21 protein-coding genes and 1 pseudogene are annotated in these 24,663 nt (G+C 68.7%); 13 read left to right on the top strand and 9 right to left on the bottom strand.

Annotation, left to right across the window (positions count from 1 at the left end; translation table 11 throughout):
• Positions 1-80 precede the first annotated feature (80 nt).
• The 5 genes from RJ03_RS36780 (at position 81) to RJ03_RS24775 (ending at position 4,757) form a co-directional block, all read left to right on the top strand.
• Positions 81-1,010, top strand: a complete 930-nt coding sequence (locus RJ03_RS36780; protein WP_051025219.1) for an SIS domain-containing protein — start codon at positions 81-83, stop codon at positions 1,008-1,010.
• Complete coding sequence (locus RJ03_RS24790; protein ID WP_036506136.1) at positions 1,007-1,930, top strand: ROK family protein; 924 nt, start codon at positions 1,007-1,009, stop codon at positions 1,928-1,930. Before RJ03_RS36780 ends, RJ03_RS24790 begins: the two co-directional genes overlap by 4 nt.
• Positions 1,927-3,084 (top strand): N-acetylglucosamine-6-phosphate deacetylase, encoded by a 1,158-nt coding sequence (nagA, locus tag RJ03_RS24785; protein ID WP_036506135.1) that lies wholly within the window; start codon positions 1,927-1,929, stop codon positions 3,082-3,084. Before RJ03_RS24790 ends, nagA begins: the two co-directional genes overlap by 4 nt.
• The gene (locus RJ03_RS24780) at positions 3,081-4,025 is read left to right on the top strand and encodes a hexose kinase (protein ID WP_036506148.1); all 945 of its coding nucleotides are present in this window, start codon (positions 3,081-3,083) and stop codon (positions 4,023-4,025) included. Before nagA ends, RJ03_RS24780 begins: the two co-directional genes overlap by 4 nt.
• Before the next feature lie 255 nt (positions 4,026-4,280).
• Positions 4,281-4,757 (top strand): hypothetical protein, encoded by a 477-nt coding sequence (locus RJ03_RS24775; RefSeq protein WP_063065397.1) that lies wholly within the window; start codon positions 4,281-4,283, stop codon positions 4,755-4,757.
• Positions 4,758-4,780: 23 nt separating this feature from the next.
• Here the strand turns inward: RJ03_RS24775 and RJ03_RS24770 are convergent, their stop codons facing one another.
• Both RJ03_RS24770 and RJ03_RS24765 read right to left on the bottom strand, forming a co-directional pair.
• A complete protein-coding gene (locus tag RJ03_RS24770; RefSeq protein WP_036506133.1) occupies positions 4,781-5,782 on the bottom strand; it encodes an XdhC family protein in 1,002 nt (333 codons plus the stop codon).
• 201 nt (positions 5,783-5,983) lie between these two features.
• Entirely contained in the window at positions 5,984-7,129 is a 1,146-nt protein-coding gene (locus RJ03_RS24765) for a lipase family protein (RefSeq protein WP_036506132.1), read from the bottom strand.
• A gap of 503 nt (positions 7,130-7,632) precedes the next feature.
• Here RJ03_RS24765 and aceA point away from each other — a divergent pair.
• From aceA to RJ03_RS24745, 4 genes are all read left to right on the top strand, one after another.
• Positions 7,633-8,925 carry an isocitrate lyase gene (gene aceA / locus RJ03_RS24760; protein ID WP_030518801.1) on the top strand — a complete coding sequence of 431 codons (1,293 nt, stop codon included), beginning with the start codon at positions 7,633-7,635 and terminating at the stop codon, positions 8,923-8,925.
• A gap of 309 nt (positions 8,926-9,234) precedes the next feature.
• Positions 9,235-10,104: a 3-hydroxybutyryl-CoA dehydrogenase gene (locus RJ03_RS24755; RefSeq protein WP_036506131.1), complete on the top strand. Its 870-nt coding sequence runs from the start codon at positions 9,235-9,237 to the stop codon at positions 10,102-10,104.
• A 283-nt stretch (positions 10,105-10,387) separates the two neighbouring features.
• Complete coding sequence (gene metE, locus RJ03_RS24750; protein ID WP_036506130.1) at positions 10,388-12,715, top strand: 5-methyltetrahydropteroyltriglutamate--homocysteine S-methyltransferase; 2,328 nt, start codon at positions 10,388-10,390, stop codon at positions 12,713-12,715.
• A 43-nt stretch (positions 12,716-12,758) separates the two neighbouring features.
• Positions 12,759-12,956 (top strand): Rv0909 family putative TA system antitoxin, encoded by a 198-nt coding sequence (locus RJ03_RS24745; RefSeq protein WP_036506129.1) that lies wholly within the window; start codon positions 12,759-12,761, stop codon positions 12,954-12,956.
• A gap of 71 nt (positions 12,957-13,027) precedes the next feature.
• Here the strand turns inward: RJ03_RS24745 and RJ03_RS24740 are convergent, their stop codons facing one another.
• Positions 13,028-14,527: an aldehyde dehydrogenase family protein gene (locus RJ03_RS24740; protein ID WP_036506128.1), complete on the bottom strand. Its 1,500-nt coding sequence runs from the start codon at positions 14,525-14,527 to the stop codon at positions 13,028-13,030.
• Positions 14,524-16,155, bottom strand: a complete 1,632-nt coding sequence (locus RJ03_RS24735) for a GMC family oxidoreductase (protein WP_036506127.1) — start codon at positions 16,153-16,155, stop codon at positions 14,524-14,526. Before RJ03_RS24735 ends, RJ03_RS24740 begins: the two co-directional genes overlap by 4 nt.
• Before the next feature lie 541 nt (positions 16,156-16,696).
• Between RJ03_RS24735 and RJ03_RS24730 the strand changes: the two genes are divergently transcribed.
• Positions 16,697-17,608 (top strand): SMP-30/gluconolactonase/LRE family protein, encoded by a 912-nt coding sequence (locus RJ03_RS24730; protein ID WP_051025215.1) that lies wholly within the window; start codon positions 16,697-16,699, stop codon positions 17,606-17,608.
• 85 nt (positions 17,609-17,693) lie between these two features.
• Here the strand turns inward: RJ03_RS24730 and RJ03_RS24725 are convergent, their stop codons facing one another.
• Entirely contained in the window at positions 17,694-18,257 is a 564-nt protein-coding gene (locus RJ03_RS24725; RefSeq protein ID WP_036506126.1) for a TetR/AcrR family transcriptional regulator, read from the bottom strand.
• An 85-nt stretch (positions 18,258-18,342) separates the two neighbouring features.
• On the opposite strand from RJ03_RS24725, the gene RJ03_RS24720 reads away from it, so the two are divergent.
• On the top strand, positions 18,343-19,833 hold the full coding sequence (locus tag RJ03_RS24720) for a phthiocerol/phthiodiolone dimycocerosyl transferase family protein (protein ID WP_167332005.1): 1,491 nt from the start codon (positions 18,343-18,345) through the stop codon (positions 19,831-19,833).
• Here the strand turns inward: RJ03_RS24720 and RJ03_RS24715 are convergent.
• A complete protein-coding gene (locus RJ03_RS24715; protein WP_036506124.1) occupies positions 19,811-20,863 on the bottom strand; it encodes an NAD(P)-dependent alcohol dehydrogenase in 1,053 nt (350 codons plus the stop codon). The genes RJ03_RS24720 and RJ03_RS24715 overlap by 23 nt on opposite strands.
• 20 nt (positions 20,864-20,883) lie before the next feature.
• On the opposite strand from RJ03_RS24715, the gene RJ03_RS24710 reads away from it, so the two are divergent.
• Both RJ03_RS24710 and RJ03_RS24705 read left to right on the top strand, forming a co-directional pair.
• On the top strand, positions 20,884-21,702 hold the full coding sequence (locus RJ03_RS24710; RefSeq protein ID WP_232329506.1) for a ZIP family metal transporter: 819 nt from the start codon (positions 20,884-20,886) through the stop codon (positions 21,700-21,702).
• Between the two features lie 82 nt (positions 21,703-21,784).
• Entirely contained in the window at positions 21,785-22,897 is a 1,113-nt protein-coding gene (locus tag RJ03_RS24705) for a S1C family serine protease (RefSeq protein ID WP_051025214.1), read from the top strand.
• Here the strand turns inward: RJ03_RS24705 and RJ03_RS24700 are convergent, their stop codons facing one another.
• The 3 genes and pseudogenes from RJ03_RS24700 to RJ03_RS24690 form a co-directional block, all read right to left on the bottom strand.
• Complete coding sequence (locus RJ03_RS24700; protein ID WP_051025213.1) at positions 22,898-23,464, bottom strand: vitamin K epoxide reductase family protein; 567 nt, start codon at positions 23,462-23,464, stop codon at positions 22,898-22,900.
• Entirely contained in the window at positions 23,461-24,246 is a 786-nt protein-coding gene (locus RJ03_RS24695; protein ID WP_232329507.1) for a DsbA family protein, read from the bottom strand. Before RJ03_RS24695 ends, RJ03_RS24700 begins: the two co-directional genes overlap by 4 nt.
• A gap of 214 nt (positions 24,247-24,460) precedes the next feature.
• Positions 24,461-24,663, bottom strand: a pseudogene (locus RJ03_RS24690) (polyphosphate kinase 2 family protein); the annotation flags it as partial.

Below are 24,663 nucleotides of genomic sequence, written 5' to 3'. Positions count from 1 at the left end.
GCCGGCCGCGGGGGACGATTCACGGGAAAGTCGGCACGGGGGAAGTTGACATGATCGAATCGGGGTCCGATTCTGAGACCGTGCCGCCCTCCACCGAGAGCTCTGATCGCACGCATCCGCCCCGGCCCCATCTGGCTGCCGAGGTGGCCACCCAGCCCGACGATTGGGTATGGGCGGCGGAGGTCGCGGCAGAGCACCGAACGCTGTTGCCGAACCCCGGTGAACGGGTGGCGGTCCTCGGCTGCGGCACCTCCTATTTCATGGCGAGTGCGATCGCCGAACTCCGGGAGTCGGCGGGACACGGTCTCACCGACGCCTGGCCGGCGAGTGCGGTGCGAACCGGGCGTGAATACGACCGCTACCTGGTGATCTGCCGTTCCGGCACCACCACCGAGGTGGTCGACGCGATGCGGGCGATGCCCGCCGCGGCGGCGCGTACCGTGATCTGCTCCAGCCCGGGTACCCCGGTCCTCGACCTCGCCGATCCGATTCTGATCGACGCGGTCGACGAGCGGTCGGTGGTCCAAACGCGTTTCGCGACAACGGCTCTCGCGATCCTGCGGTGGCATCTGGGGGAGGATCTCGCTCCGGCGGTCGAACAGGCCCGCGCGGTCCTGGCCGAGGCCGCCGAGTCGAGTGTGCCGGCCGCGCTCCGGCATGCGGAGCAGATCACCTTCGTGGGAACGGGTTTCGCCGCGGCACTGGCCGACGAGGCGGGGTTGAAACTGCGGGAATCCTGCCGAGCCTGGACGGAAGGATATCCGGCGAACGAATATCGGCACGGCCCCATCAGCATCGCGGCTCCCGGACGTGCGGTATGGGCGCTGGGGCCCGTCGTCGCCGGCCTCCGCGACGAAATACTCGCTACCGGAGTACATTTCGAACATCGCGATATCGATCCGATGGCCGAGCTGGTGCGTGTGCATCGGCTGTGCCTGCTGCGGGCCGCGGACCTGGGGGTCGATCCCGATCACCCGCGCGGACTCCGGCGATCGGTGATTCTGCGATGAGGGAAGCGGAAGAACTCGATCCGGTCCTCGCCATGGATGTCGGCGGTACCACGATCAAGGCGGAGATCAGCGACTCCGACGGCCGGATCGCCGCCGCCGCGGCGGTGCCCACCCCGCACGGCGAGCGGGCGTTCGACGCCATGGCCGAACTCGGCGACCGATTGCTGGCCGAGGTCTCCTCCGATACGCGGGCCGGCCTGCGTCGCGGGGCGATCGCGCTGCCGGGCATCGTCGACGCCGCACGGTCGGTGGCGGTGTTCAGCAGCAATATCGGCTGGCGAGATGTGAAGGTGGGCAGCCGCTTCCAGGACCGGTGGGGATTCCCGGTGCTGATCGAACACGATGTGGCCGTGGCCGGCTGGGCGGAGTGGCGCCTGGGCGCCGGGCGCGGCGTCGACGACGTGCTGGTGGTGAATCTCGGCACCGGAATCAGCGGCGCGCTGACCGTCGGTGGCCGGCTGGTGCGCGGTGGCGCCGGGCAGGCCGGTGAATACGGGCATATTCCGGTGCGCCGCGACGGTCGGCGGTGTTCGTGCGGGAATATCGGCTGTGTGGAAACCCTGGCTTCCGGCCCGTCCATCGCACGGGCCTACCGCGAGCGCACCGGTCGCGACATCGACGGCGCCGAAACGGTTTTCGCGGCCGCGCCGGACGACCCGCACGCCCGCGCGGTGATCGACGACGCGATCGCCGCACTGGCCGACGGACTCCTGGGCGTCGTGCACGCGGTCTGCCCGCAGCGCATCGTGATCGGCGGCGGACTGGCCGGCGCCGGGCCGGTGCTGATCGACGGACTGCGCGCACGACTGGAGCGGCTGGTGCGGGTGGCGCCGGTGCCCGAGGTCGTCGCCGGCGCCTTCGGCGCACGGGCCGGGCTCGTCGGCGCGGCCCGGTACGCCCGGCTGGGGGGCTTGAAATGAACGGCGGTCAGCCGGTGCTTCGCGGTCGCGTGGTCACCTCGACCGGGATCATCGACGATGCGGTGATCGAGGTGCTGGACGGGCGCATCGAGGCGGTGCGGCCGCTCGCGCAATGGACGTTCGGCAATCGGGGCGCCGAACCACCGGCGCATCTCGGCACATTGCTGCCCGGCCTGGTCGACATCCACAACCACGGCGGATTCGGCCACCGATTCGACACCACCGACTCCGAACAGGCCCGCGCGGCGGCGCGCTATCACCATCGGCAGGGAGCCACGACGGTACTGGCGAGCATCGTGACCGCCGCACCCGACACGATGGTGGCCCAGGTCGCGGCGCTGCGTGAGGTGGCCACGAGCGGTGAGATAGCCGGAATTCACGTCGAAGGACCGTTTCTGTCCGAAAGGCGCTGCGGGGCACAGGATCCGCGTTATCTTCTGGACCCCGATCCCGGCCTGATCGGGCGCCTGCTCGATGCCGCGGGCGGATATCTGCGCGTGATGACGCTGGCGCCCGAACGCCCCGGATTCGCCGCTGCCGCCGGGCAACTCGCCGAGCACGGCGTGGTGGTGGCGCTCGGGCATACCGATGCCGGATACGAACGGTTCCGGGAAGCGCTGGCGCCCAGCGGGTCCGGCACGCTGGTGACGCACCTGGCCAATACGATGGCGCCGCTGCATCATCGCTCGCCCGGCGCGGTCGCGGCCGCCCTGGTGGCCGCGGCCGCGGGCGATGTGGTGGTGGAGGTGATCGGAGACGGCGTGCACATCGAATCCGGTTTCGCGGCACTGGTCTTCGCGACCGCTCGGCACCGCGTGGCGCTGGTGACCGATGCCATGCAGGCCGCGGGCCTGCCCGACGGCGATTACCGTCTCGGACCGCAGGCGGTCCGGGTGGAGGCGGGGGTGGCGCGGGTGCCGGGCGGTGCGCTGGCCGGAGGGACCGCGACCCAGTTGCAGTGCCTGCGCTGGGCGGTGCACGAATGCGGTGTGAACCTGGTCGACGCGGTGCGCGCGGCGGCCGCCACCCCGGCGGCCGCGATCGGCGCGACGGCGGTCGGTGATCTGCGGCCGGGGATGTCCGCCGACGTACTGGTCGTGGATTCGGATCTGGAGTTGCGTGCGGTGCTGCGGCGAGGACAGTGGTTGAGGTGATTCTGACCGTGACGCTGAACCCGGCCTACGATATGACCTATCGCGTCGAGAACTTCGAACCCGGACGGGCGCATCGGGTTTCGTCCGTCGAGCAGCGTGTCGGCGGTAAGGGCATCAATGTCACACGCGTGCTCAACCAGATCGGGAAGTATTCGCGCGCAACGGGTTTCGCCGATCACACGTTCTCCGCGGCGGCCGAACGGGAACTGCCGGTGGATTTCGTGCACGCGCTGCCGTGGGTGCGCCGCACCGTCGTGATCAGCGAATGTCACGACGGTTCGGCGACCTCGCTGTGGGAACCGGGGGCACGGCTCACCAATCCGGACGCGGTGGATCAACTGCTGGTGCGGGTGGGCGGGCTGGTCGGTGAGGCCGGTGGCATCGTCGTCTCCGGATCGCTGCCCGGCGGCGTACGCGCGTCGCTGCCCGCCGACCTCGCCCGCATCGGCATCGACGCCGGAGTTCCGGTGATCTGCGATGTGGACGGTCTCGCCCTCGAGGCCGCCGCCCGGGTGCCCGGGGTGATCCTCATGCCGGACCTCGACGAACTCACGGGACTGACCGGCGCGCACCCGGCCACGACCGAGGAGGTGGCCGCGGCGGCCGCCGTGCCGGTGGACGCGGGCGCGGCAGCGGTGATCGTGACCCGCGGCGCGGACGGCATGGTCGCGGTGACACCGGAGGGCGCGTGGTCGGCTGCCCTGTCCGAGCCGCTGTCCGGTAATCCGACCGGCGCCGGTGATGCCGCGGCCGCCGCGGTGATCGCCGCGCTGGCCGGACCCGACCGGCCGGAATGGCCCGCGATCCTCGCCGACGCGGTTGCCACCTCGGCGGCGGCGGTGGTGATGGCCGTGGCCGGCGAGATCGACCTGTCGCTGCGGCAGCGGGTGCTCGCACAGGTCGTGGTCGAGAAGCTGGCCGATCCGGCCGGCGACCGCTGACACTGCCGGGCCGGGCGCTGCGGGGCGTCGGGTCACACCGCCTCGGAGCGCACCGCATCGGGTCACACGGCCGCGCACGGATTTCGCCGCGCCGTGCGTATGCGGAGGCCGGGGCGGCGCAGAGCGGTACATTTCGAACGGGCTTCGTCGTCGTCCGCGCGCCGAGGGCCGATGTCCGGTGCCCCGGACCGCCGAAACACAAGGATCGCCGAAACACCAGGATCGTCGAACCGGAGTTCCGGAAGAGGTGAGCTGATGCCCGACCCCGCACCAGACCCCGCTGCCACCCCCGAGCCGGTCGCAGACACCGACCCGAGCCCTGGCCCCGCCCTGGAGTCCGCTCCCGACCCGGTCGCCGCACCGCCGGCCGACGACGTATCGGCCTACCGGATGCCCTTCGCGGTTCGGGCGGCGCAGGTACTCGCGCTCGGACTGGCCGCGGTCGGCATCGGCTGCACCGTCACCGCGGGCTGGCTGTCCGGCTCGCATGTCGCGCTGATCACCGGGCTGTCGTTCATCGCGAGCTGGGTCCTGGGCGCGGTCGCTCTGGCCTTCGGCGCCGTCGGCGCGAGCATCCGGATCGGCGCGGTGCTGCTCGCCATACTCAACGCATTGTGGACTGTGCCCTCGATCGTCGTGGGCCGCCCGCCCGGCTGGCTCGGTCCCGTGGTCTCGGTGCTGGTCGTCGGGTTGCTGCTGCGACGTTCGGCACGTGACTGGTTCGAACCCTAGAAGTCGCCGACCCGCGGCGCCGATCAGGAGGCGGCAGCGGTGGCGTGTGCCGGGGTCCGGCGCGACCCCGCGGACCGCACCGCGAGCAGTTCGGCCGCGATCGCCACGGCATGTTCCATCGGAGTGCGGGCGCCGATGTCGAAGCCGGCCGGCGCGTGCAACCGTGCCAGTGTGTCGGCGCCGAATCCGCCGGCCTGCAAGGCCTCGAGCCGATGGTCGTGGGCCGAATGCGAGCCGAGCGCACCCAGATAGCCCAGTTCGGGCAGCCGCAGCGCGACGGTGAGCAGGGGGATCTCGAACTTCGGGTCCTGGGTCGCGGCGACGATCGCGGTGGTCCGGTCGATGGTCCCGGCGCCGGCCTGGGCGTTGAGATAACGGTGCGGCCAGTCCACCACCACCTCCGCGCCCGGGAACGACGCGGGAACGGCGAAGGCCTCGCGCGGATCGCAGATGGTCACCCGATAGCCCAGCAGCCGGGCCTGCGTCGTCAAGGCGGCGGCGAAGGTGTTGGCGCCGAAGATGATCAGTCGCGGCGGCGCGGTGTGGGAGGAGACGAACACATCCGATTCCGGCAGCGACACCAGCTCGGTGTTGTGTCGGCGGTCGGTGACCAGATGCTGGCCGATCACCTCCGGATCGCTGTGCCACACGACGGTGAACACCGTGACCGGCTTGTGCCGCGCGATATCCCCGGCCACCGCCGCGAATTCCGGAAAGTCGTTGCGGGAGAACGGTTCCACGAACACGTCGATGGTCCCGCATTCGGCGCTCACCTCGAATCCGGAGGTCGCGTCGAAACGCCGCAACTCCCGGTGACCGGTGCGCGCGGCCTCCACCGCAGCCTCGTAGACGGCCGCCTCGTAGCAGCCGTCGGAGACCGATCCGTGCACACCGCCGTCGGGGTCGACGAGCATCGCCGAGCCCACCGGTAAGGGGGAGCTGCCGAAGGAGCGGACCAGGGTTGCCAGGCCGCCCGTGCGGCCGCTGTGCCAGACCCGTAGCAGGTCCTCGACGATGTCACGCATCACATGCTCCCGATCAGCGTGCGCGAGTGGGCGGGCCCGCCGGTCGTCGCGTCCCGTCGCCAGATCGTCACACGTGAGGGCGAGGATAACCGCTCTCGTGCGCGGCGTCGTGTCGGTAATGGGAATTCCCCGACGGGCACCGATCGGCGCGGGAATCCGGCTGTGACATAGCACAACCGAATAACCGACCGGGTTGTCCTGTCAGGCGAACAGGCCGCGAACGAACGGCAACGAATCGACCAGTGAGGCGTTGACCGTGCCGCTGTGATCGGTGGGATAGACCCGGAAGGTCAGCGGCTGCCGGTTGGCGGTCAGAACTCCCGCGTAGCGCAGCGTCTCGGGGGTGATCACATCGGTGTCGCGCAGGCCCTGGCCCATGAAAAGCGGCCTGTCGTAACCGGTTTCGGGCAACCCGAGGTATCCGGCCAGCAAACCGTGCAGATCCGGAATCTGCGCCAACGGGCGGGTGAACAGATCGCCGATCACCACACCGGCGGTGGCCAGATCGTCACCGAGCGGAAGGAGACATTCGTCCTTCGCGCGGTCGAGCCAGTACCGGCCCGAGTCGTTCAGGAAGGATTCGATGCCGAGTTCGGGGAATGTGGTGCGCAGGCCGTTGAGGATGTAGAGCACGTAGCCGGTGGTGTGCGGGCTCAGCTTCACCGGCGGGATGCCCGGGCCCAGTGGCATCAGGATGTCCTCGATATAGGCCGGCACGCCGGTGCCGACCGCGCCTCGGTAGTCCAGCTCCGGCCCGCCGAATTCGGTCGCGTAGCGCGCGGTGAACATCGCCGCGCCGCCACCCTGCGACTGGCCGACCACCACCCATTTGCGTGACAGCTGCGAATAGTGGCCGACGGCGGCTCGCACGGCGTCGACCACGTTGTGCGCCTCGACGACGCCGTTGAGGTACGGGTGGTCGCCGGGCGTGCCGAGGCCCGCATAATCGGCGGCCACGATCGCATAGCCCTGCTTCAGCCAGGTGCCCAGATAGGCCCAGTCCCGCTCCACATCGCCAGGGCCGGCGACGCTGTAGGCGCAGCTGTCCCCCAGGCCGACGGTGCCGTGCGCCCAGGCGACGACCGGCCAGCCGCCGGCCGGGGCCGGTCCCGGTGGGAAGTACACCGCGGCACTCGCGACCGTCGGCTGGTTCCCGACCGTGCTCGTCGTATAGAGGATGCGCTGGGAATCGACGGAGCCGGGCAGCGTCGCCGCCGCGGACAGCGGCTCCACCGATTGCACCGCCGGCGTGTCCGCCGCGGCGCCGGGCGCCTCGATCACGGCGGCCGTCGCGGCCAGTGCCAGGGAGCAGGCGACGCCCGCGATCGCGGTCCACAGTGTGCGCATCGTGTTCCTTTCCGGGTTCCGGTGCCGACCCCCGGGGCACGACGATCAGTGTCGCAGCCGGTCGGCCGGGCCGCCGAGGTATGTCCGAATCGTACGGAGCCGGGAGTGGCGCGGCGCACACCGAGGGCGGCTGCCCTCGCTTGTGAAGGTCCTCACAGTCGGCAATGCGTGCTCCCGAATCGTCGTGGTGGTAAGGCTCACTGAAACAGTACGGGCGTTACGTAAAACCGCATGTCAGCCCTACTCGCCAGTAGAAGTGGGGCGTGCAATTAACAGGCAAATTTTGCAGGCTTAGCAAAGACCCCCGCAAAGCTAGCGGAGATTCACACTTGCAACAGGTAGACGGCAATTTTTAGTTGTGCCATCGTGTGGAAGTACACCCGTTGGGCATAGCAACCCTGCAAATTGCCGCTCCAGCAGAGTTCGGACATCGCGACCCGTAGTCGGCGCGGATGTCCGGCGAGCGGGGCAACCGAGACCGAACGAAGAAGTGGAGTCATCAGATGTCGAACGTCGGCACCCCGAAGACCGCTGCGGAGATCCAGAAGGACTGGGACACCAACCCGCGCTGGAAGGGCATCACCCGCGAGTACACGGCCGAGCAGGTCGTGCAGCTGCAGGGCAATGTCGTGGAAGAGCACACGCTTGCCCGCCGGGGTGCGGAGCTGCTGTGGGAGGGCGTCAACGCCGAGGGCGAGTACATCCACTCGCTCGGCGCTCTGACCGGTAACCAGGCCGTGCAGGCCGTGCGTGCCGGCCTGAAGGCCATCTACCTGTCCGGTTGGCAGGTCGCCGGTGACGCGAACCTGTCCGGCCACACCTACCCGGACCAGTCGCTGTACCCGGCCAACTCGGTGCCGTCGGTCGTGCGCCGCATCAACAACGCGCTGCTGCGCGCCGACGAGATCGCCAAGGTCGAGGGCGACACCTCCGTCGACAACTGGGTCGTGCCGATCGTCGCCGACGGTGAGGCCGGCTTCGGTGGCGCGCTGAACGTCTACGAGCTGCAGAAGGCCATGATCGCCGCGGGTGCCGCCGGTACCCACTGGGAGGACCAGCTGGCGTCGGAGAAGAAGTGCGGCCACCTCGGTGGCAAGGTGCTGATCCCCACCCAGCAGCACATCCGCACCCTGACCTCGGCTCGCCTGGCCGCCGACGTCGCCGACACCCCGACCGTCGTCATCGCCCGCACCGATGCCGAGGCCGCCACCCTGATCACCTCCGACGTCGACGAGCGCGACCGTCCGTTCATCACCGGTGAGCGCACCGCCGAGGGCTTCTACCACGTCAAGAACGGCATCGAGCCCTGCATCGCGCGTGCCAAGGCCTACGCCCCCTACTCCGACCTGATCTGGATGGAGACCGGTATTCCGGACCTCGAGGTCGCGCGGAAGTTCGCCGAGGGCGTCAAGTCCGAGTTCCCGGACCAGCTGCTGGCCTACAACTGCTCGCCGTCGTTCAACTGGAAGGCGCACCTGGACGACGCCACCATCGCGAAGTTCCAGCGCGAGCTGGCCGCGATGGGCTTCAAGTTCCAGTTCATCACCCTGGCGGGCTTCCACTCGCTCAACTACGCGGCCTTCGACCTGGCCTACGGCTACGCCCGCGAGGGCATGACCGCCTTCGTCGACCTGCAGGAGCGCGAGTTCAAGGCCGCCGCCGAGCGTGGCTTCACCGCCATCAAGCACCAGCGTGAGGTCGGTGCCGGCTACTTCGACACCATCGCCACCACCGTGGACCCGAACACCTCGACGGCGGCCCTGAAGGGCTCCACCGAAGAGGGTCAGTTCCACTGAGGCTGGTCCGCCTCTCCGAGTCTTTTAGCCAGACTGGGAGCGGCGCCGGTCGTGTACGCGGCCGGCGGTGGGTATGGCCTCGAGTTTTGGCCGTACCCGGTGAGTTACCCATGTTCTTGCGAAATCGGTTGTCCGATTTCGCAAGAACCGGGTATTTCACCACCTGACATGGGCACTCCTGCAACGAGTGTCCGAAGCCCTTCCCGTCGAACAGCCCCGGCGGGGAGGGCTTTTCCCTATAACTGAAGTGACCGAAGGGTGCGAGTCCCTTCACCCAATCCACCGCCACACAACCAGCAGGAGCGGGACGTGAGCAGCGAAAAGATTCAGCGCGTCGGAATCATCGGCGCCGGACAGATGGGCGCCGGAATCGCCGAGGTCTGCGCCCGGGCGCATGTCGATGTGCTCGTGTTCGAACAGACCCGGGAACTGGCTGCCGCCGGCCGCGCCCGCATCCTGCGATCGCTGGATCGCGGTGTGAGCAGCGGAAAGATCACCGAGCGGGAGCGCGAACAGGCCGCCTGGCGGCTGCGGTTCACCTCCGACCTCGGTGACTTCGCCGACCGGCAACTGGTCGTCGAGGCCGTCGTCGAGAGCGAAGACGTCAAGACCGCGATCTTCAGTGAACTCGACAAGGTCGTCACCGACCCGGATGCCGTGCTGGCCTCCAACACATCCTCGATCCCGATCATGAAGATCGCCGTCGCCACCAACAACCCCGAGCGGGTCGTGGGCATGCACTTCTTCAACCCGGTGCCGGTGCTGCCGCTCATCGAACTCGTGACCACCCTCAAGACCAGCGAAGCGGTGTCCGCGCGCGCCGAAGCCTTCGCGGGTGAGGTCCTCGGCAAGCAGGTCGTGCGCTCCGCCGACCGCTCCGGCTTCGTCGTCAACGCGCTGCTCGTGCCGTACCTGCTCTCGGCCATCCGCATGGTCGAATCCGGTTTCGCCACCAAGGAAGACGTCGACAAGGCGATGGTGCTCGGCTGCGCCCACCCCATGGGTCCGCTCGCCCTGACCGACCTGGTGGGCCTCGACACGGTGAAGTCGATCGCCGACTCCATGTACGCCGAATTCAAGGAGCCGCTCTACTCAGCGCCGCCGCTGCTCATGCGCATGGTCGAGGCCGGGCTGCTGGGTAAGAAGACGGGAGCGGGCTTCTACCAGTACAACCGCTGACCGATCGGGCTCTCGACAGAGCTTCGCCCCGCAAGACTCGCCAACCGTTGACCGGAATCGTGCTTGTCGACTTCTCGGTCGGCACGGAGCGAGTCTTACGAGCGACCGTTCGCGGCCGGCTCGTCGTTCGGGTGCCGCTGCGTAGGCGACGAAGGAGCAAGCAGTGGTGCCCGAACGACGAGCCCTGGGGGCCGCGAACACGCCGGAGCGAAGCGGAGGCCGAAAAACACAGGCATAAGCTGCAGTAAGGTCCTCGACCGCAGCTCGAAAGGGAGTCCCGCTCATGGTCAACGTCACCGACGGTTTCGGATCGAGCATCCTGGGTTACCCGCGGATCGGTCCGCACCGGGAGCTCAAGCGCGCACTGGAGTCCTACTGGCACGGCACCCTGTCCCGCGAGGAGTTGCTCGCGGTCGGGCGCGACATCCAGGACACCCAGTTCTCCGAGCTGGCCGCGACCGGACTGACGCAGGTACCCGGTAACACCTTCTCCTTCTACGACCACATCCTCGACAACGCGCTGCTGTTCGGCGCGGTCCCGAAGCGGTTCGAGCCGTATCGCGAACAGCTGCACCCGCTCGACTTCTACTTCCTGATGGCACGCGGCCGGCCCGATCTGCCGCCGCTGGAGCTGGTCCGGCTGTTCGGCACCAACTACCACTACCGTCAGCCCGAACTCGACGCCGATACCGAATTCTCGCTGCATCCCGAGGCGTTGCTGGAGGAGTGGGATCGGGCGATGGACCGCGGTATCGAACTGCGGCCGGTGGTGCTGGGCCCGCTGTCGCTGCTGCTGCTGTCGAAGGCCGGGCAGGTGCCGGGTGAAACCGAATTCGACAAGCTGACCCTGCTGGACAAGCTGCTGCCGGTCTACGAACAGCTGCTCGAGATCCTGGCCAAGCGCGGTTCCACCTGTGTGCAGTTCGACGAGCCGTGCTTCACCAGTGAGCGCACCCCGGAGGAACTGGCCGCGTTCGAGCGAGCCTATCAGCGGCTGTCGACGTCCGCGCTGCGTCCGCGCATCCTCGTGACAGGCCAGTACGGCGATTTCGCCGAGGCCGTGCGGATTCTGGCGGGTACCGCGGTGGAGGCGATCGGGCTCGACCTGGCCAGCCACCGCACCCGGCCCGAGGAACTCGCCGAGATTCCCGGAATCCGGCGCAAGCGGCTCTACGCCGGCGTGATCAGTGGCACCAACGTCTGGCGTGCCGACCGGCTGGTCACCCTGGAATACCTCAACGCGCTGTCGAAGGTGTGCCCGGACCTCGTCGTGTCCACCGGGACCACATTGCTGCACGTGCCCTACGACCTGCTGGTCGAATACGACATCGAGGGCAATGTCGCCGACCGCCTCGCCTTCGCGAAACAGAAAGTGCTCGAGGTCGTTTCGCTGGCGAAGGCGCTGACGGAGGTGCATCGCGGCGGGGAAGGGGGCGAGACCGCGGCGAAGTGGGCCAAGCGGCCGACCTCGGTGCACTTCAAGCAGAAACATGCTGTGCGGCAACGGGTTTACGCGGTGACCCCGCAGATGCGGGAGCGCGAACCCTACGAGGTGCGCGCCGAGGCGCAGCGGGAGCGGCTGAATCTGCCACTGGTTCCGGCGACCACGCTCGGTTCCTTCCCGCAGACCGACGCGGTGCGCCAGGCCCGCTACGACCTGGGCGAAGGCCGGCTGTCCTACGAGGAGTACCGCAAGCGGATCGAGGCCGAGATCGAGTCGACCATCCGCCTGCAGGAGGACATCGGCCTCGATGTGTTCGTGCACGGTGAGCACGAACGCAACGACATGATCCAGTACTTCGCCGAACTGCTCGACGGTTTCGCCACCACCCACTTCGGCTGGGTGCAGGTCTACGGCTCGCGGTGTGTGCGGCCGCCGATCATCTACGGCGACGTGTCGCGGCCGAAGCCGATGTCGGTGGAGTGGATCACCTACGCGCAGTCGCTCACCGACAAACCGGTGAAGGGCATCGTGACCGGTCCGGTGACGATGGTGGCCCGCTCGTTCGTGCGCCAGGACCAGCCGCTGTACGAGACCGCCGATCAGGTGGCGCTCGCGATCCGCGACGAACTGGCCGATCTCGAGAAGGCCGGCGTGGCGATCATCCAGGTCGACGAACCGGCGGTCCGCGAGCTGCTGCCGCTGCGACCCGACGGGCGCACCGAATATCTGCGCTGGGCGGTCAACGCGTTCCGGCTGGCGACCTCCGGGGTGCGCCCCGACACTCAGATCCACACCCATATCGCGTACTCGGCCCGCTCCGAAATCGTGCGTGCCATCGAGGAACTCGACGCCGACGTCACCGCCATCGTCGCGACCCGCTCCCTGGAATGGGTGCTCAAGGCGCTGACCGAGGATGTGGAGGAGGGGCACGGCCTGAGCCACGGCGTGGGTCCCGGTGTGTACGAGAGCCGTTCGGCGCGCATTCCGGACATCGACGAGATCGACGAATTGCTCACCGCCGCAGCCGAAGCCGTGTCACCGCAGCGGCTGTGGGCGAATCCGGACGGCGGTTTGAAGACCCGCCACTATTGGCAGCTGGACCCGTCGCTGCGCAATATGGTCGCCGCGGCTCGCCGGGTGCGGCGCCGCGCCGAAGCGGCTGAATAGGCGTTAGCCTACGAATACTGTTTCGAGATCAGGAGAACCGCTCATGGGTATGTTCGACCAGCTCAAGGATGCCGCCGGTAAGGCAGCCGACCTGGCGGCCAAGAATGCCGACAAACTCGACCCGGTGATCGACAAGGTCGGCGATCTGGTCGACAAGCAGACCAGCGGCAAGTTCGAAAAGCAGGTCGACGCCGCGCAGCAGGCCGCGAAGAAGGCACTGCACGAGCAGACCGGGAAGTAGTCCACACAGGTCGTATACGGGCGAAGGCCACGCCCGGCTCCGCGCCGGACGTGGCCTTCGTGCTGTGTGAATCAGTGCCGGCCGAACAGCAGCGCCATCAGAGTGGCCATGGTGTCGTCGGCCTTCTGTGTGCGATCGAAGGTCGTCAGGGCGAGCAGCGAGGGGAAGCGCTGCCGCGCGACGGCGTGGGCGTAGGTGAATTCACGCAAGCCGTCGGGTCCGTGGATGCGGCCGAAGCCCGAGTCGCCGACACCGCCGAACGGCAGCGACGGAATCTGCGGGAAGGTGAAAACCGCGTTGACGCTGACCATCCCGGTGCGCAGCCGGTCGGCCAGTTCCCGCCCGCGTGCCTTCGAGAACACGGCCGCGGACAGCCCGTAGCGGCTGTCGTTGGCGCGGGCGATCGCGGTATCCATATCGGGCACCTTCGCGACGGTGAGGGTGGGCCCGAAGGTTTCCTCGGTGACGGCCGGGGCGTCCTCGGGCACGTCGACCAGTACGGTCGGCTGCACCACCTGCCCGACGATGGAGTCGGCGCCGCCGGTCAGCGCCCGTCCGCCCCGCGCGACGGCGTCCTCGATGTGTCGGCGGATCACCTCGAGCTGCTTCGGCATCGTGATGGGGCCGATCTTGGCGCCCGGATCATTGCCCGCGCGTTGCTGTTTCGCCTTCGTCACCAGGGTGTCGACGAAGCTGTCGTAGACGCGCTCGTGCACATAGACCCGTTCGGTGCCGATACAGGACTGGCCGGCATTGGCCATTCCGGCCCACAGCGCGGCGTCGGCCGCGGCGTCCAGATCGGCGTCGGCGTCGACGAGCAGCACATCCTTGCCACCGCATTCGGCGACCAGCGGCGTGAGGCTCTCGGCGCAGGCGGCCATCACCTTCTTGGCCGTCGCGGTGGAGCCGGTGAAGGCGATCTTGTCCACACCCGAGCGGCACAGCGCGGCACCGGTCGGCCCCTCGCCCGTGATCAGTTGCAGCACCGGCTGTTCCGGGACGACCTCGGCGAACATGTCGACCAGCCAGCGCCCGACGCCGGGGGAGTATTCGCTGGGTTTGAACACCACGGCGTTACCCGCCGCCAGCGCGTACACGATCGAACCCAGCGGCGTGAACACCGGATAGTTCCAGGGGCCGATCACGCCGATGACGCCGAGCGGCTTGTACTCCACCGATGCCGCCTGGTTGATCGTGAGCAGTCCCACCCGGGCGCTCTTGCGGCCCAACACCTTCGGAGCGTTGCGGCCCGCCCACTTCAGATGGTCGAGACTCAGCGCCACCTCGAGCGCGGCATCGGAATACGGCTTACCGGTCTCGTCGTGCATCACCGCGGCCAGCTGCCGCATCCGCCGGGCCAGCAGTCCGGCGAATCCGGCCAAGCGCCGGGCCCGTTCGGCGTAGTCGAGGCCGGACCACCAGTCGAATGCCGTGCGGGCTCGGGCCACCGCCGCCTCGACATCGGCCTCGGTGTGGATCGGGTAGGTGCCCACCACCTCGCCGGTACCGGGATCGTGCACGTCGAAGGTGGCGTGCGTGTCGAGCTCACGGATATCGTTCACTGTCGTCATCGGGTGGCCTCCTTCGTCGCGGTGCCGGTGGTGGCCGACGGGGTGCGGCCGCGGATCAGGTCGGCCGCCTTCTCACCGATCATGACGGTCGGCGCGTTGGTATTGCCGCGGACGATGCGGGGCATGACCGAGGCGTCGACCACGCGCAGTCCGCTCACGCCGTGGACGCGCAGTTCGGGGTCGACCACCGCGGTCTCGCCGGTGCCCATGGCGCACGTGCCGACGGGGTGGAACAGCGTCTGCGTCCAGCGGGCGATATGGGCCCGCCAGCCGTCCTCGTCGATCCGGTCGGCGTCTTCGGGCAGGTAGGAGCGGTCGAGGTGGGCAGCCAATGGCTGCTGCCGCGCGATCTCGAGCAGTTGCCGGCAGCCGGCGAGCAGGGCATCCGCATCGCGCGGGTCGGAGAAGTAGGCCGGATCTATCTCCGGCTTCCACAGCGGATCGGCCGACCGCAACCGCAACCGGCCGCGGCTGTGCACGTCGACCAGCGTCGGCCCGGCGGTGAACATCGGAGCGATGTTCTCGTGAAAACCGTTGTCGTAGAACGCCGTCGGCGCGACGTGGTACTGGATGTCGGGACCCTCGAGGCCCTCGCGGGTGCGCACGAATCCGCCGCCCTCGCCGACATTGGAGGTCAGCGGCCCACGACCGAGGGCCTGCCACTGCGCGAGCCGGAACGGGGTCTCGAAATCGGCGAGATCGGAGACGCCGCGGGTGCGCCACAGAATCGGGGTCACCGGGTGGTCGTGCAGGTTCTCGCCGACGCCGGGCAGGTCCACCACCACATCGATGCCCAGGTCACGCAGATGCGCCGCGGGCCCGATACCGGAAAGCATCAGCAACTGCGGCGAATTGACCGCACCGCCGGACAGCAGCACCTCGGCCTCGGCGTGCACCGTGTGCTCGCTGCCGTGGCGGCGATAGGTGACGCCGACCGCGCGGGTGCCGTCGAGTACCAGCGCGGTGGCGTGTGCCTCGGTCCGCACCGTCAGATTCGGCCGGTCCAGCGCCGGGCGCAGATAGCCGTCGGCGGTGGACCAGCGGCGGCCGTTGCGATGGGTGACCTGGTAGCGGCCCACACCCTCCTGCGTCGCGCCGTTGAAGTCGTCGGTGCGGGGCAGGCCCGCGGCCGCGGCGGCGGCGATCCAGGCATCGGTCAGCTCATGGGTGAAGCGGCGGTTCTCGACGTGCAGCGGGCCGTCGGTGCCGTGATAGGGCGAACGCAGGCCGGTGTTGGTCTCCGACCGCACGAAATAGGGCAGAACGTCCTCGTAGCTCCAGCCGACCGCGCCGAAGTCGCGCCGCCAGCCGTCGTAGTCGGCGCGATTGCCGCGGATGAAGATCATCGCGTTCATCGACGAGCAGCCGCCCAGCGCCTTCATCCGCGGCCAGTACGCGCGCTGGCCGCCGAGATGTTTCTGCGGCGTGGTCTCGTATCGCCAATCCCATTGGGTGCGAATCAATTTCCCCCACGCCGCCGGAATCTTGATCTCGTCGGCACGGTCGTCGGGACCGGCCTCCAGCAGCAGGACCGAGACCTGGGAATCCTCGGTGAGGCGATGGGCGAGGACGCAGCCCGCGCTCCCCGCTCCGATGATGATGTAGTCGAACGATTCACGGTCGGGCACGCGAGGACCTCCAGCACGGTTGCCGAACACCGACACGGATCCGGCCGGGCCGACCTGCGGTGACAGCCGTAGAGACCGTCCGGACCGGTTCCAGGGTCGACCTTACGCTGTGCGGGGCGGTCGGGAGCGGAGTTCGGTGCCGGCGAATCGGGGCGGGAGCCGGCGGGGTCGCGCGGGGCGCGGACGGTGGGTCGTAGCGCGTCGGAATATCAAGGTACACAGTCGCTTACAAGCCACGCGACGTATATGAGCCGGACTGCGGTCGACCGCGGCCTGCACCACCGTGTTGCGGCGGGCGGCTGTGCGGGTGTGGTCGGTGCGCCCGAGCCCGGGCGTCTCCGGACCGCGGCACGTAGGATTCTGCCGGACCCGCCGACCGGTCCGGGTGGCGTCGACGCCCGGGTGCGAAGGCGGTCGCACGGGTACGCAGGCGAGCGGCAGGAGGGCCGTGATGGGTGGTTCGTTCCCGTGGGCTGCACACTGCGGCCGGCGACGGATCTCTCGGCTCGGCCGGGCCGGTGCGAACCGCGTCGGACACGTCGTGGGTGTGGGTGTCCTCGCGACAGTGTGGGTGAGCGCCGCGGCCGTGCTTCCGGCCACGCTCGCCCCGGTGCACGCCGAGGCGCCCGGCTGTCGGGCCGCATCGGTGGAGCAGGTGCTGCCCGCCTCGGCTCCGCTGCTGGATTTCGCGGAGAACCTCGGCTACGACGCCCGAGGCGACCTCTGGGTCTCGCGGGTCTTCCGAAATGTGGTGCAGCGCTATGATTCCGCGGGCCACGTCACCGCGGAGGTGCCGGTGGACGCGCCCGGCGCCATCCGGCTCGGGCCCGACGGTTCGTTGTACGTAGTCTTCGGCGACTCGTCGGCCGGACTGCTACCCGGCGCGCACGACTCCGGCGTGGTGCGATTCGATCCCGGCGCCGACCATCCGGTGCCGCAGGTCTACGTCTCCGGTCTCGGCATGGCCAACGGCGCGACCTTCGACGGGGCGGGCGATCTGTATGTCGCCGATACCGCGCACGGCGTGGTGAAGGTGCGGCCCGGCGGCTCCGTCGACGCGGACTGGACCGCACGCGCGGCCGCCTCCGGCGTGAACGGCATTGTGTCGCAGGGTGATTCGCTCTACGCGACCCTTTATCAGAGCCTCGACGGCCGCATCGTCCGCATCCCCGTCGGCGCTCCGCAGGCGCAGACGACCGTCGCCTCGGTCACCGTCGGTGCTCTCCCGCTGACCGCCCTGCCCGACGATCTCACCGTGGGCCCGGACGGCATGCTGTACGTCGCGACCACGACCGCTCGCGTGGTCCGCGTCGACCCGGCCACCGGCGGGGTCTGCACGGTCGCCGACCTGGGCGTGCCGGCCACCTCGGTCTCGAGAATCCCCACCGACGACCGTGCGCTGCTGGTCACCACGGGAACGGGCAGTGTGCTTCGCGTGGTCCTCGGCGCGTGAGGTTCGTCGGTGCCGGTGCGCCGATGACCGTTTGCCGGCCCGCGTGACCGGCGCGATTCGTCGACGGTCGCTTCCTCCCCGGCGGCTACAGCATCGGGGCGAGGATGCGCAGACCGGCGACGAGCTGCTCGGCCGAGGGGGCGGACTTCGGGTCCAGCAACCACTGGACGAGCAGGCCGTCGAGTAGCGTCCAGAGCAGCACGCCGATCGGACCGCCGTCGTCGTCCGCGATATCCCTGGTGGGCAACAACATTCGAGTCAGTGCCGCTTTTCCCTCGCGCTGTTTGGCCGCGATGTCCGCCTTGACCTCACCGGAATGCAATGCCTGGGCGAGACTTTCGATATTCGCCGCCCACAGCGCCCGCTGGTCGGTGAAGGTGGCGATGAGACGCCTCAGGAAAGTGAGCAGCCGCTCGGCCGGATGCGGTTCGCTGCTTTCGGCGAGCGCGTCGAGGATCTGCTGCACGGCCTCGGCGGACGATTCGATCATGGCCTGGGTGAGCAGGGCGTCGCGGGTGCCGAAGTGGTAGTTGATCGCGGCGAGGTTGCTCCCCGAGGCGGCCACGATATCGCGCACCGTGGTCCGGGCGTAGCCGCGTTCGGCCAGGCAGTGTTTGGCGGCTGAGAGCAGATCCTCACGTGTTCCCACGTCGGCAGGGTAGCAAGTACTCGCTGACGCATGTTTCAAACAAATGTTTGTGACAAGTGTTTGAAACGGCTGTATGGTTCTCGGTATGGTCACGCAACGTCCGATATCGCCCTTCGAATCGGGTTACTTCCAGGAACACGCCACCTTCGGTTCCGTGCCGGTCGGCGGAATGGCGCTGTTCATCGGATCGGCCGTCGAGGGGGAATTCGACACCGAACTGCTACGCACGGTGCTCGCCGAACTGGCCGCCGGACATCCGCTGCTCAGCTGCCGCCGAGTCGACGACGGCGGGATGCTCGTGCTCCGCCACGTCGAGGGCTACCGTCCTCCGGTCACCGAAAGCCCGGGCGGCGACATCGAATACGTCGACTTCGTCAATCAGCCGCAACCGTGGGACGACGGTTTGTTCTTCGCGCGGGTGTTCCGCGAGGACGACCGGACCCGCATCGTGCTCGTCATTCACCACGGAATCACCGATGGCCGTTCGGCTTTCGCGCTGCTGGACGAGATGTGGCGGCGCTATACCGCCCACCGCCGTGGCGCGCCCATGCCGGTGCGCGCGAATCATGAACTGCCGCAAGCGGTCGATGAGCGCCTCACCGCCGTCGTCTCCGAAGCGGAAGTCGCCGAACTGCTCGCGGCGATGCGCACGATCATCGGTGAGCCGCCCGCGCGCCTGCCCCGCGACGGCACGGCCGGATCGGGACGCGGACTCTTCGTCGCCGAGCGGATCGAACTGGAACCGGAGGTGACCGCAGCCTTCGCCGCGGCGGCGCGCGCGGCCGGAATCGGGGTGAACGCCCTGTTGAGCGGGTGTGCGCTGGCCGCGGTGCGAGCCGAACTGGGCGGCGTCGGCGCACTGCCGATGGTCTGCGGTTATGCCGCCGATATGCGGGCGGCCCTGGATCCGTGGCTGCCCGACGAGACGGTGCTCAACTGCGCCTCCGGCTGGGGCACGCTCCTGGCGGTGGCCGAATCCGCCGATCCGTTCGACCTGGGGAAGGTGGTGCACGCCGATGTCCGCGCGGCGCTCGAGCGTCGCGACCCCGCGCGGGTGGCGTTGGCGGGCAGATACATTCGCGACGAGGCCACCGCCCGGATGCTCGCGGAACAGCCCAGTATCGCGCTGTCGAACATCGGCCGGGTGCCGGACCACATCGTCCCCGAAGGGGTCCGGCTGGTGCGCGACAACCTGCTCGCCATGGGGCCCGGGATGCCGCCCAAGCTGACCGCCTTCACCCTGGGCGAGCGGCTGACGGTGCAGGTCGAATACGACACCAACGATCACAGCCGGGCGCAGATGGGCCGGGTGCGCCGCAATCTCGCGGAGTTGCTGCACCGCACCGCCGCAGGTGCGGCAGCGTCATCGGCCGCAGGCGCGGCAGCGTCATCGGCCGACAGCGCGCCAGCATCACCGGTCGGCGGCACGGCAGTGTCGTCCGGCGACAGCGGGGCGCGATCCGCCGCCGGCTCGCTGCCGCCGACCGGCGAGGGCACGGTTTCGCCGTCCGGTGACGACGCCGAGCGCGCGGACGCCGGCGTCGCCTCGAAATTCACATGGTGGCGGCGTCGATGACGAACCGGTACCGCACGTCGCTGGCGACCACCCGCTCATAGGCCTCGTCGATGCGATCGGCGGAGATGACCTCGATCTCCGCACCGATGCCGTGTTCGGCGCAGAAGTTCAGCATCTCCTGGGTTTGCGGGATGCCGCCGATATTCGAACCGGCCAGCGACCGGCGGTTGCCGGTGAGAGTGAACGGCCGCACCGCGAGCGGCTGATCGGGCAGGCCGAGGATCACCATGGTGCCGTCGAGGTTCAGCAGGCGCATATAGGTGTCGATCGGCAGATCGGCCGAGACGGTGTTGATGATCAGGTCGAACCGGTTGCGCAGATCGCGGAAGATCTGGCGGTCGGTGGTGGCGTAGTAGTGGTGCGCGCCGAACCGCCGGCCGTCGTCCTCCTTGTTCAGCGAATGGCTCAGCACCGTCACCTCGGCGCCCATCGCGGCGGCGATCTTCACCCCGACATGGCCCAGGCCACCCATGCCGATGATGGCCACCTGCTTGCCGGGGCCGGCGTTCCAGTGCCGTAGCGGCGAATACAGCGTGATTCCCGCGCACAGCAGCGGCGCGGCCTCGTCGAGTCCGATGCCCTCCGGAATGCCCACCACGAAGCCGTCGGTCACCACCACCTGGGTCGAGTACCCACCCAGGGTGTAGCCGCCGGCCTGGGTCTCCTCCGGGACGGTGCCGTTGTAGGTCATGGTGGCGCCGCGCGCGCAGTACTGCTGCTCACCGGCCAAGCAGGGCTCGCACTGTCCGCACGAATCGACCATGCAGCCCACGCCGACCCGGTCGCCGATCGCGAACTCGGTCACCTCCGAGCCGACCGCTGCGACCAGGCCGGCGATCTCGTGACCCGGGACGCAGGGGTACCTGGTGCCGTGCCACTCGTTGCGCGCGGTGTGGATGTCGGAGTGGCAGATGCCGGCGTACTTGATATCGATCAGCACGTCGTGCGGGCCGAGTGCGCGGCGTTCGATGGTGGTCTTGGTGAACCGCCCGTCGGGCGCGGACACGGAATACGCGGCAGCTGTGGTCATGCGTTCATGCCTACCCCCGCATGGTTGCCTATGCAAACTATCCCCACCAGGCGACCCGCCGATCGGATGTGCTCGGCGGGCTCGCGCCGATATCGGATGCTGATTCGGTGGCGATCCTGCTGGCCCTGCTCTCGATGTGTTCGACGCTGGCAGGCGGGTTGGTGGCCGCGCGCATCGGCGAGCGCAAGCGGCTGATCCTCGGGCTGGCCGCCGGAATCATGCTCGGTGTGGTCGCCTTCGACCTGATTCCCGATGCGCTGGCCGAATCCGGTCAGCTCGTCGCGGGGGTGCCCGGGGTACTCGTGGCGGCGGTGATCGGCTTCTTCACCATTCACATCATCGAACGCGAGATGGCGATCCACGTCGGTCACGAACAGGATTTCGGCCGCCACACCCACGACTTTCCCCAGGTCGGCCTGGTCGCCACCGGAGGGTTGATCTTCCACAGCATGCTCGACGGCCTGAGCATCGGCGTCGGGTTCCAGACCGGGACGGCCCTGGGCGTCTCGGTCGCGATCGCGGTGATCTCGCACGATTTCGCCGACGGATTCAACGCCTTCACCATTCCCACGCTGTACGGCAACGCACGGCGGCGGGCGCTGACCCTGCTGGTCCTGGACGCGCTGGCGCCGGTGGCGGGTGCGGTCATCGGCACGGTGATCCGGGTGCCCGCCGACGTCGCGGGCCTGTATCTGGGATATTTCGCCGGATTCCTGCTGTATCTGGCAACGAGTGACATTCTGCCGGAAGCACATTCGGGCCGGCCGTCGCGGGCCGTGCTGTTCTGCACGATCGCGGGCGCCGCGCTGATGTTCGCGGTGGCGGCATTGCAGGAGTGATACCGGGCGCCCCGCCGATTTGGTACACATAAAAGCACAAACTCCGCCAGCCCACCCCGGGCATGCAGAATCGGGAGCGGCGATGGACGAGCAGCATTCGGGCCGGCAATCGCGTCCGGCTCGCGGCGGGTGGCTGTCGACGGTCGTCTTCGTGCTCGTCATGGCCCTGGTCGGCGCGGCGTTTCTGGGCTACCGCGGCGATCTGCCGCGCTGGGCGGTACCCGCCGGCCACTCCACCTCGGCGCTGTTCGGCCCGCCCGTGCCGCCGATGGACCCCGCGGCGGTGGCCTCGGCGGTCGAACCCGAACTGGTGAACATCAACGTGTCGATCCGGCCCAGCGGGATGGGCGCGGCCGGTTCGGGCATCGTGCTCAGTCCCGGCGGGGAGATCCTGACCAGCCACCATGTGGTGAAGGGGGCGGAGACCATCACCGTCGGCGATCTCGGCAACGGCGGGCACTATCCGGCGACGGTGCTCGGCTACGACTCCGACGCCGATATCGCCCTGCTGTCACTGACCGGCGCGGCGGCGCTGGCGGTGGCCCGCATCGGCAGCTCCGCCGGGGTCCGGGTCGGTGATCAGGCGCTGGCGATCGGCAATGCGGGCGGAACCGGTTCCCCGACCGCGACACCGGGCACGGTCACGGCGCTGGATGCCTCGATCGTCGCGCGCGATGCCGCCGATCTGTCGCGCAAGGCGTTGATCGGCATGATCGAGGTGGCCGCGCCGGTGGTTTCCGGGCAGTCCGGTGGCGCCCTGGTCGACCGGTCCGGGTCGGTGATCGGCGTGGTGACCGCCGCCTCGGGAGAACTGTCCCGCTCCGAGGGCCGGGCCAGCGGATACGCGGTGCCGATCGATCGGGCGTTGAGCGTGGTGCGCCAGATCCGCACCGGCATTCCCACCGATACCGTCCACGTCGGCCCGACCGCGACTCTCGGTGTGCTGACATCCGATGCCAAGCCCACCGGCGCCCGGGTGGACGTGGCGATCTACGGGCTGCCGGCCTTCGCGGCCGGGATGAATTCCGGCGAGGTGATCGTCGCGGTCGACGACACTCCGGTCACCTCGGCGCAGAGCCTCAAGGCCGCACTCAATGTGCGCCGGCCGGACGAGGTGATCCGGCTGGATCTGGTCGAGCCGGACGGCACTCACCGCGCGCTCGCGGTGACGCTGGCCGCCGGCCCGCCCAACTGATCAGAACAGCGAGAGCCAGTAGTCCTGGAAGCGCAGGAAGACCAGCAGCAGCACGATCGCGTAGTAGACCACCACGATCGTCCACCGCCACTGCGCGATGATGCCCATGATCCCGCGGGCCCCGCCCCACAGTTGATCGGTGACCACCGCCAGGCAGATCGGCGTGATCGTCCACACCACCATGCAGTACGGGCACAGTGCGCCGATGCGGTAGAGGCTCTGGAAGATCAGCCAGAAGACGAAGCCCATTCCGGCGATCAGCCCGATCCACAGCCCGCCCCAGAACCAGCGCGGCAGGGCGACACCGGCGACCGCGAGCACCGCGATGGTGACCGCCACCGAGAATCCCGTCACGCCGATGATCGGATTCGGGAATCCGAACACCGACGCCTGATGGGTCGCCATCACCGAACCGCAGGACAGGATCGGGTTGATGCTGCACGACGGCCGATAGGACGGATCCTTCAGCAGTTTGAAATCTTCGATCGTCAGTGTCACCGCGGCCAGCCAGCCCAGCAGAGTGCCGAGCAGGAGCAGCCACGCGGGGCGGGGCCGGGCGGTGATCACTTGGCCGCGGCCTCGATCACCGGGCGCAGACCGTCGGGCTGCATCAGCTGCTGCGAGCTGGTGATCTGCTTACCGTCGACGTACACCGTCGGCGTGGACTTGATGCCGCTGTTGAGCACGTCCTTGGTGGTCTTCTGCACGTACTTGTCGTACTTGTCCGACGTGATGCACTCGGCCACGGCCGGATCGGTGTATCCCGCGGCCTGGGCGATCTGCACCAGCTTCTCGTCGGGCAGGCCGGTGCCGCCCTCCGGAGGCTGCTGCTCGTACATGGTGGTCAGCCACGGCAGGAATTTGGTGGGGTCGGAGCCGGCCACGCAGTAGGCGGCGTTGGCCGCGCGCGAGGAGTAGCGGGTGCCGCCCGAGGACTGGTCCAGGAAGGCGATGATGTTGTAGCGAACGCTGGCCGTGCCGGCGTTCACCGCGTCCTCGATGGCCTTGGCGTTGGCGCTCTCGAACATCTTGCAGGCCGGGCACTGCAGGTCGGCGATGACGCGGATGTCGACCTTGGCGCCGGGCTTGCCGATCTTGATCTCGCCCTTGTCGGTGATCGATCCGGTGACCGCGTCGGGTGCGGCCGGCTGCGCGGCGACCGAGGGCACCGGCCCGGTGTCGTTCTTGTTGGACTGTTTGACGGCGATACTGATGCCGATGGCCGCGATGAGCGCGATCAGCACGGCCGCGACACCCACCTGAATCAGGATCGTGCGCGTGCGATCTCCGCCTCGCATCGCCGTCAGCGAGTTCTTCCCACGCGGATTCTTGCTCACCTCGGAGTTCACCACGCCTTTCCTGTGTTACGTGTATGTGTGCGACCTCGTGCGGCCGGGCGCCGCCTGCGATCGTACGGGCCGTCCTCCGCGCCGTCGCGGTGCCGCATGATCAGCGGGCCGCCGCGCCGGGCACACTCGGCACCACATGATTCCCGCTCAACCTGAGAGATCCCCGAGATTCCGATCGAAATCTTCCCGGCGGTGACCGGTGTCTCCATGCGGATCAGCTCGCCGCGAGCCGCGCCTTCTCGGTCTCGATGTCGAAGTGCGGCGCGGGCCAGGTCAGCTTCAGGCCGCTCAGTGCGTCGATGAGCAATTCGGTGATCGCCAGGCGGGCGAACCATTTCCGGTCGGCCGGGACGACGTACCACGGCGCGTGCTCGGTATCGGTGCGGTCCAGCACGTCCTGATATGCCTGCTGATATT

It is taken from the genome of Nocardia aobensis NBRC 100429, assembly GCF_000308375.1.
Classification (GTDB): domain Bacteria; phylum Actinomycetota; class Actinomycetes; order Mycobacteriales; family Mycobacteriaceae; genus Nocardia; species Nocardia aobensis.
This window is presented reverse-complemented; position numbering and strand designations above follow the sequence as displayed.

Coding starts and splice junctions, on each gene's coding strand:
- RJ03_RS24790 (WP_036506136.1), top strand. CDS start 1,007: ATGAGGGAAGCGGAAGAACTCGATCCGGTCCTCGCCATGGATGTCGGC.
- nagA (WP_036506135.1), top strand. CDS start 1,927: ATGAACGGCGGTCAGCCGGTGCTTCGCGGTCGCGTGGTCACCTCGACC.
- RJ03_RS24775 (WP_063065397.1), top strand. CDS start 4,281: ATGCCCGACCCCGCACCAGACCCCGCTGCCACCCCCGAGCCGGTCGCA.
- RJ03_RS24770 (WP_036506133.1), bottom strand. CDS start 5,782: ATGCGTGACATCGTCGAGGACCTGCTACGGGTCTGGCACAGCGGCCGC.
- RJ03_RS24765 (WP_036506132.1), bottom strand. CDS start 7,129: ATGCGCACACTGTGGACCGCGATCGCGGGCGTCGCCTGCTCCCTGGCA.
- aceA (WP_030518801.1), top strand. CDS start 7,633: ATGTCGAACGTCGGCACCCCGAAGACCGCTGCGGAGATCCAGAAGGAC.
- metE (WP_036506130.1), top strand. CDS start 10,388: ATGGTCAACGTCACCGACGGTTTCGGATCGAGCATCCTGGGTTACCCG.
- RJ03_RS24745 (WP_036506129.1), top strand. CDS start 12,759: ATGGGTATGTTCGACCAGCTCAAGGATGCCGCCGGTAAGGCAGCCGAC.
- RJ03_RS24740 (WP_036506128.1), bottom strand. CDS start 14,527: ATGACGACAGTGAACGATATCCGTGAGCTCGACACGCACGCCACCTTC.
- RJ03_RS24720 (WP_167332005.1), top strand. CDS start 18,343: ATGGTCACGCAACGTCCGATATCGCCCTTCGAATCGGGTTACTTCCAG.
- RJ03_RS24715 (WP_036506124.1), bottom strand. CDS start 20,863: ATGACCACAGCTGCCGCGTATTCCGTGTCCGCGCCCGACGGGCGGTTC.
- RJ03_RS24710 (WP_232329506.1), top strand. CDS start 20,884: ATGGTTGCCTATGCAAACTATCCCCACCAGGCGACCCGCCGATCGGAT.
- RJ03_RS24705 (WP_051025214.1), top strand. CDS start 21,785: ATGGACGAGCAGCATTCGGGCCGGCAATCGCGTCCGGCTCGCGGCGGG.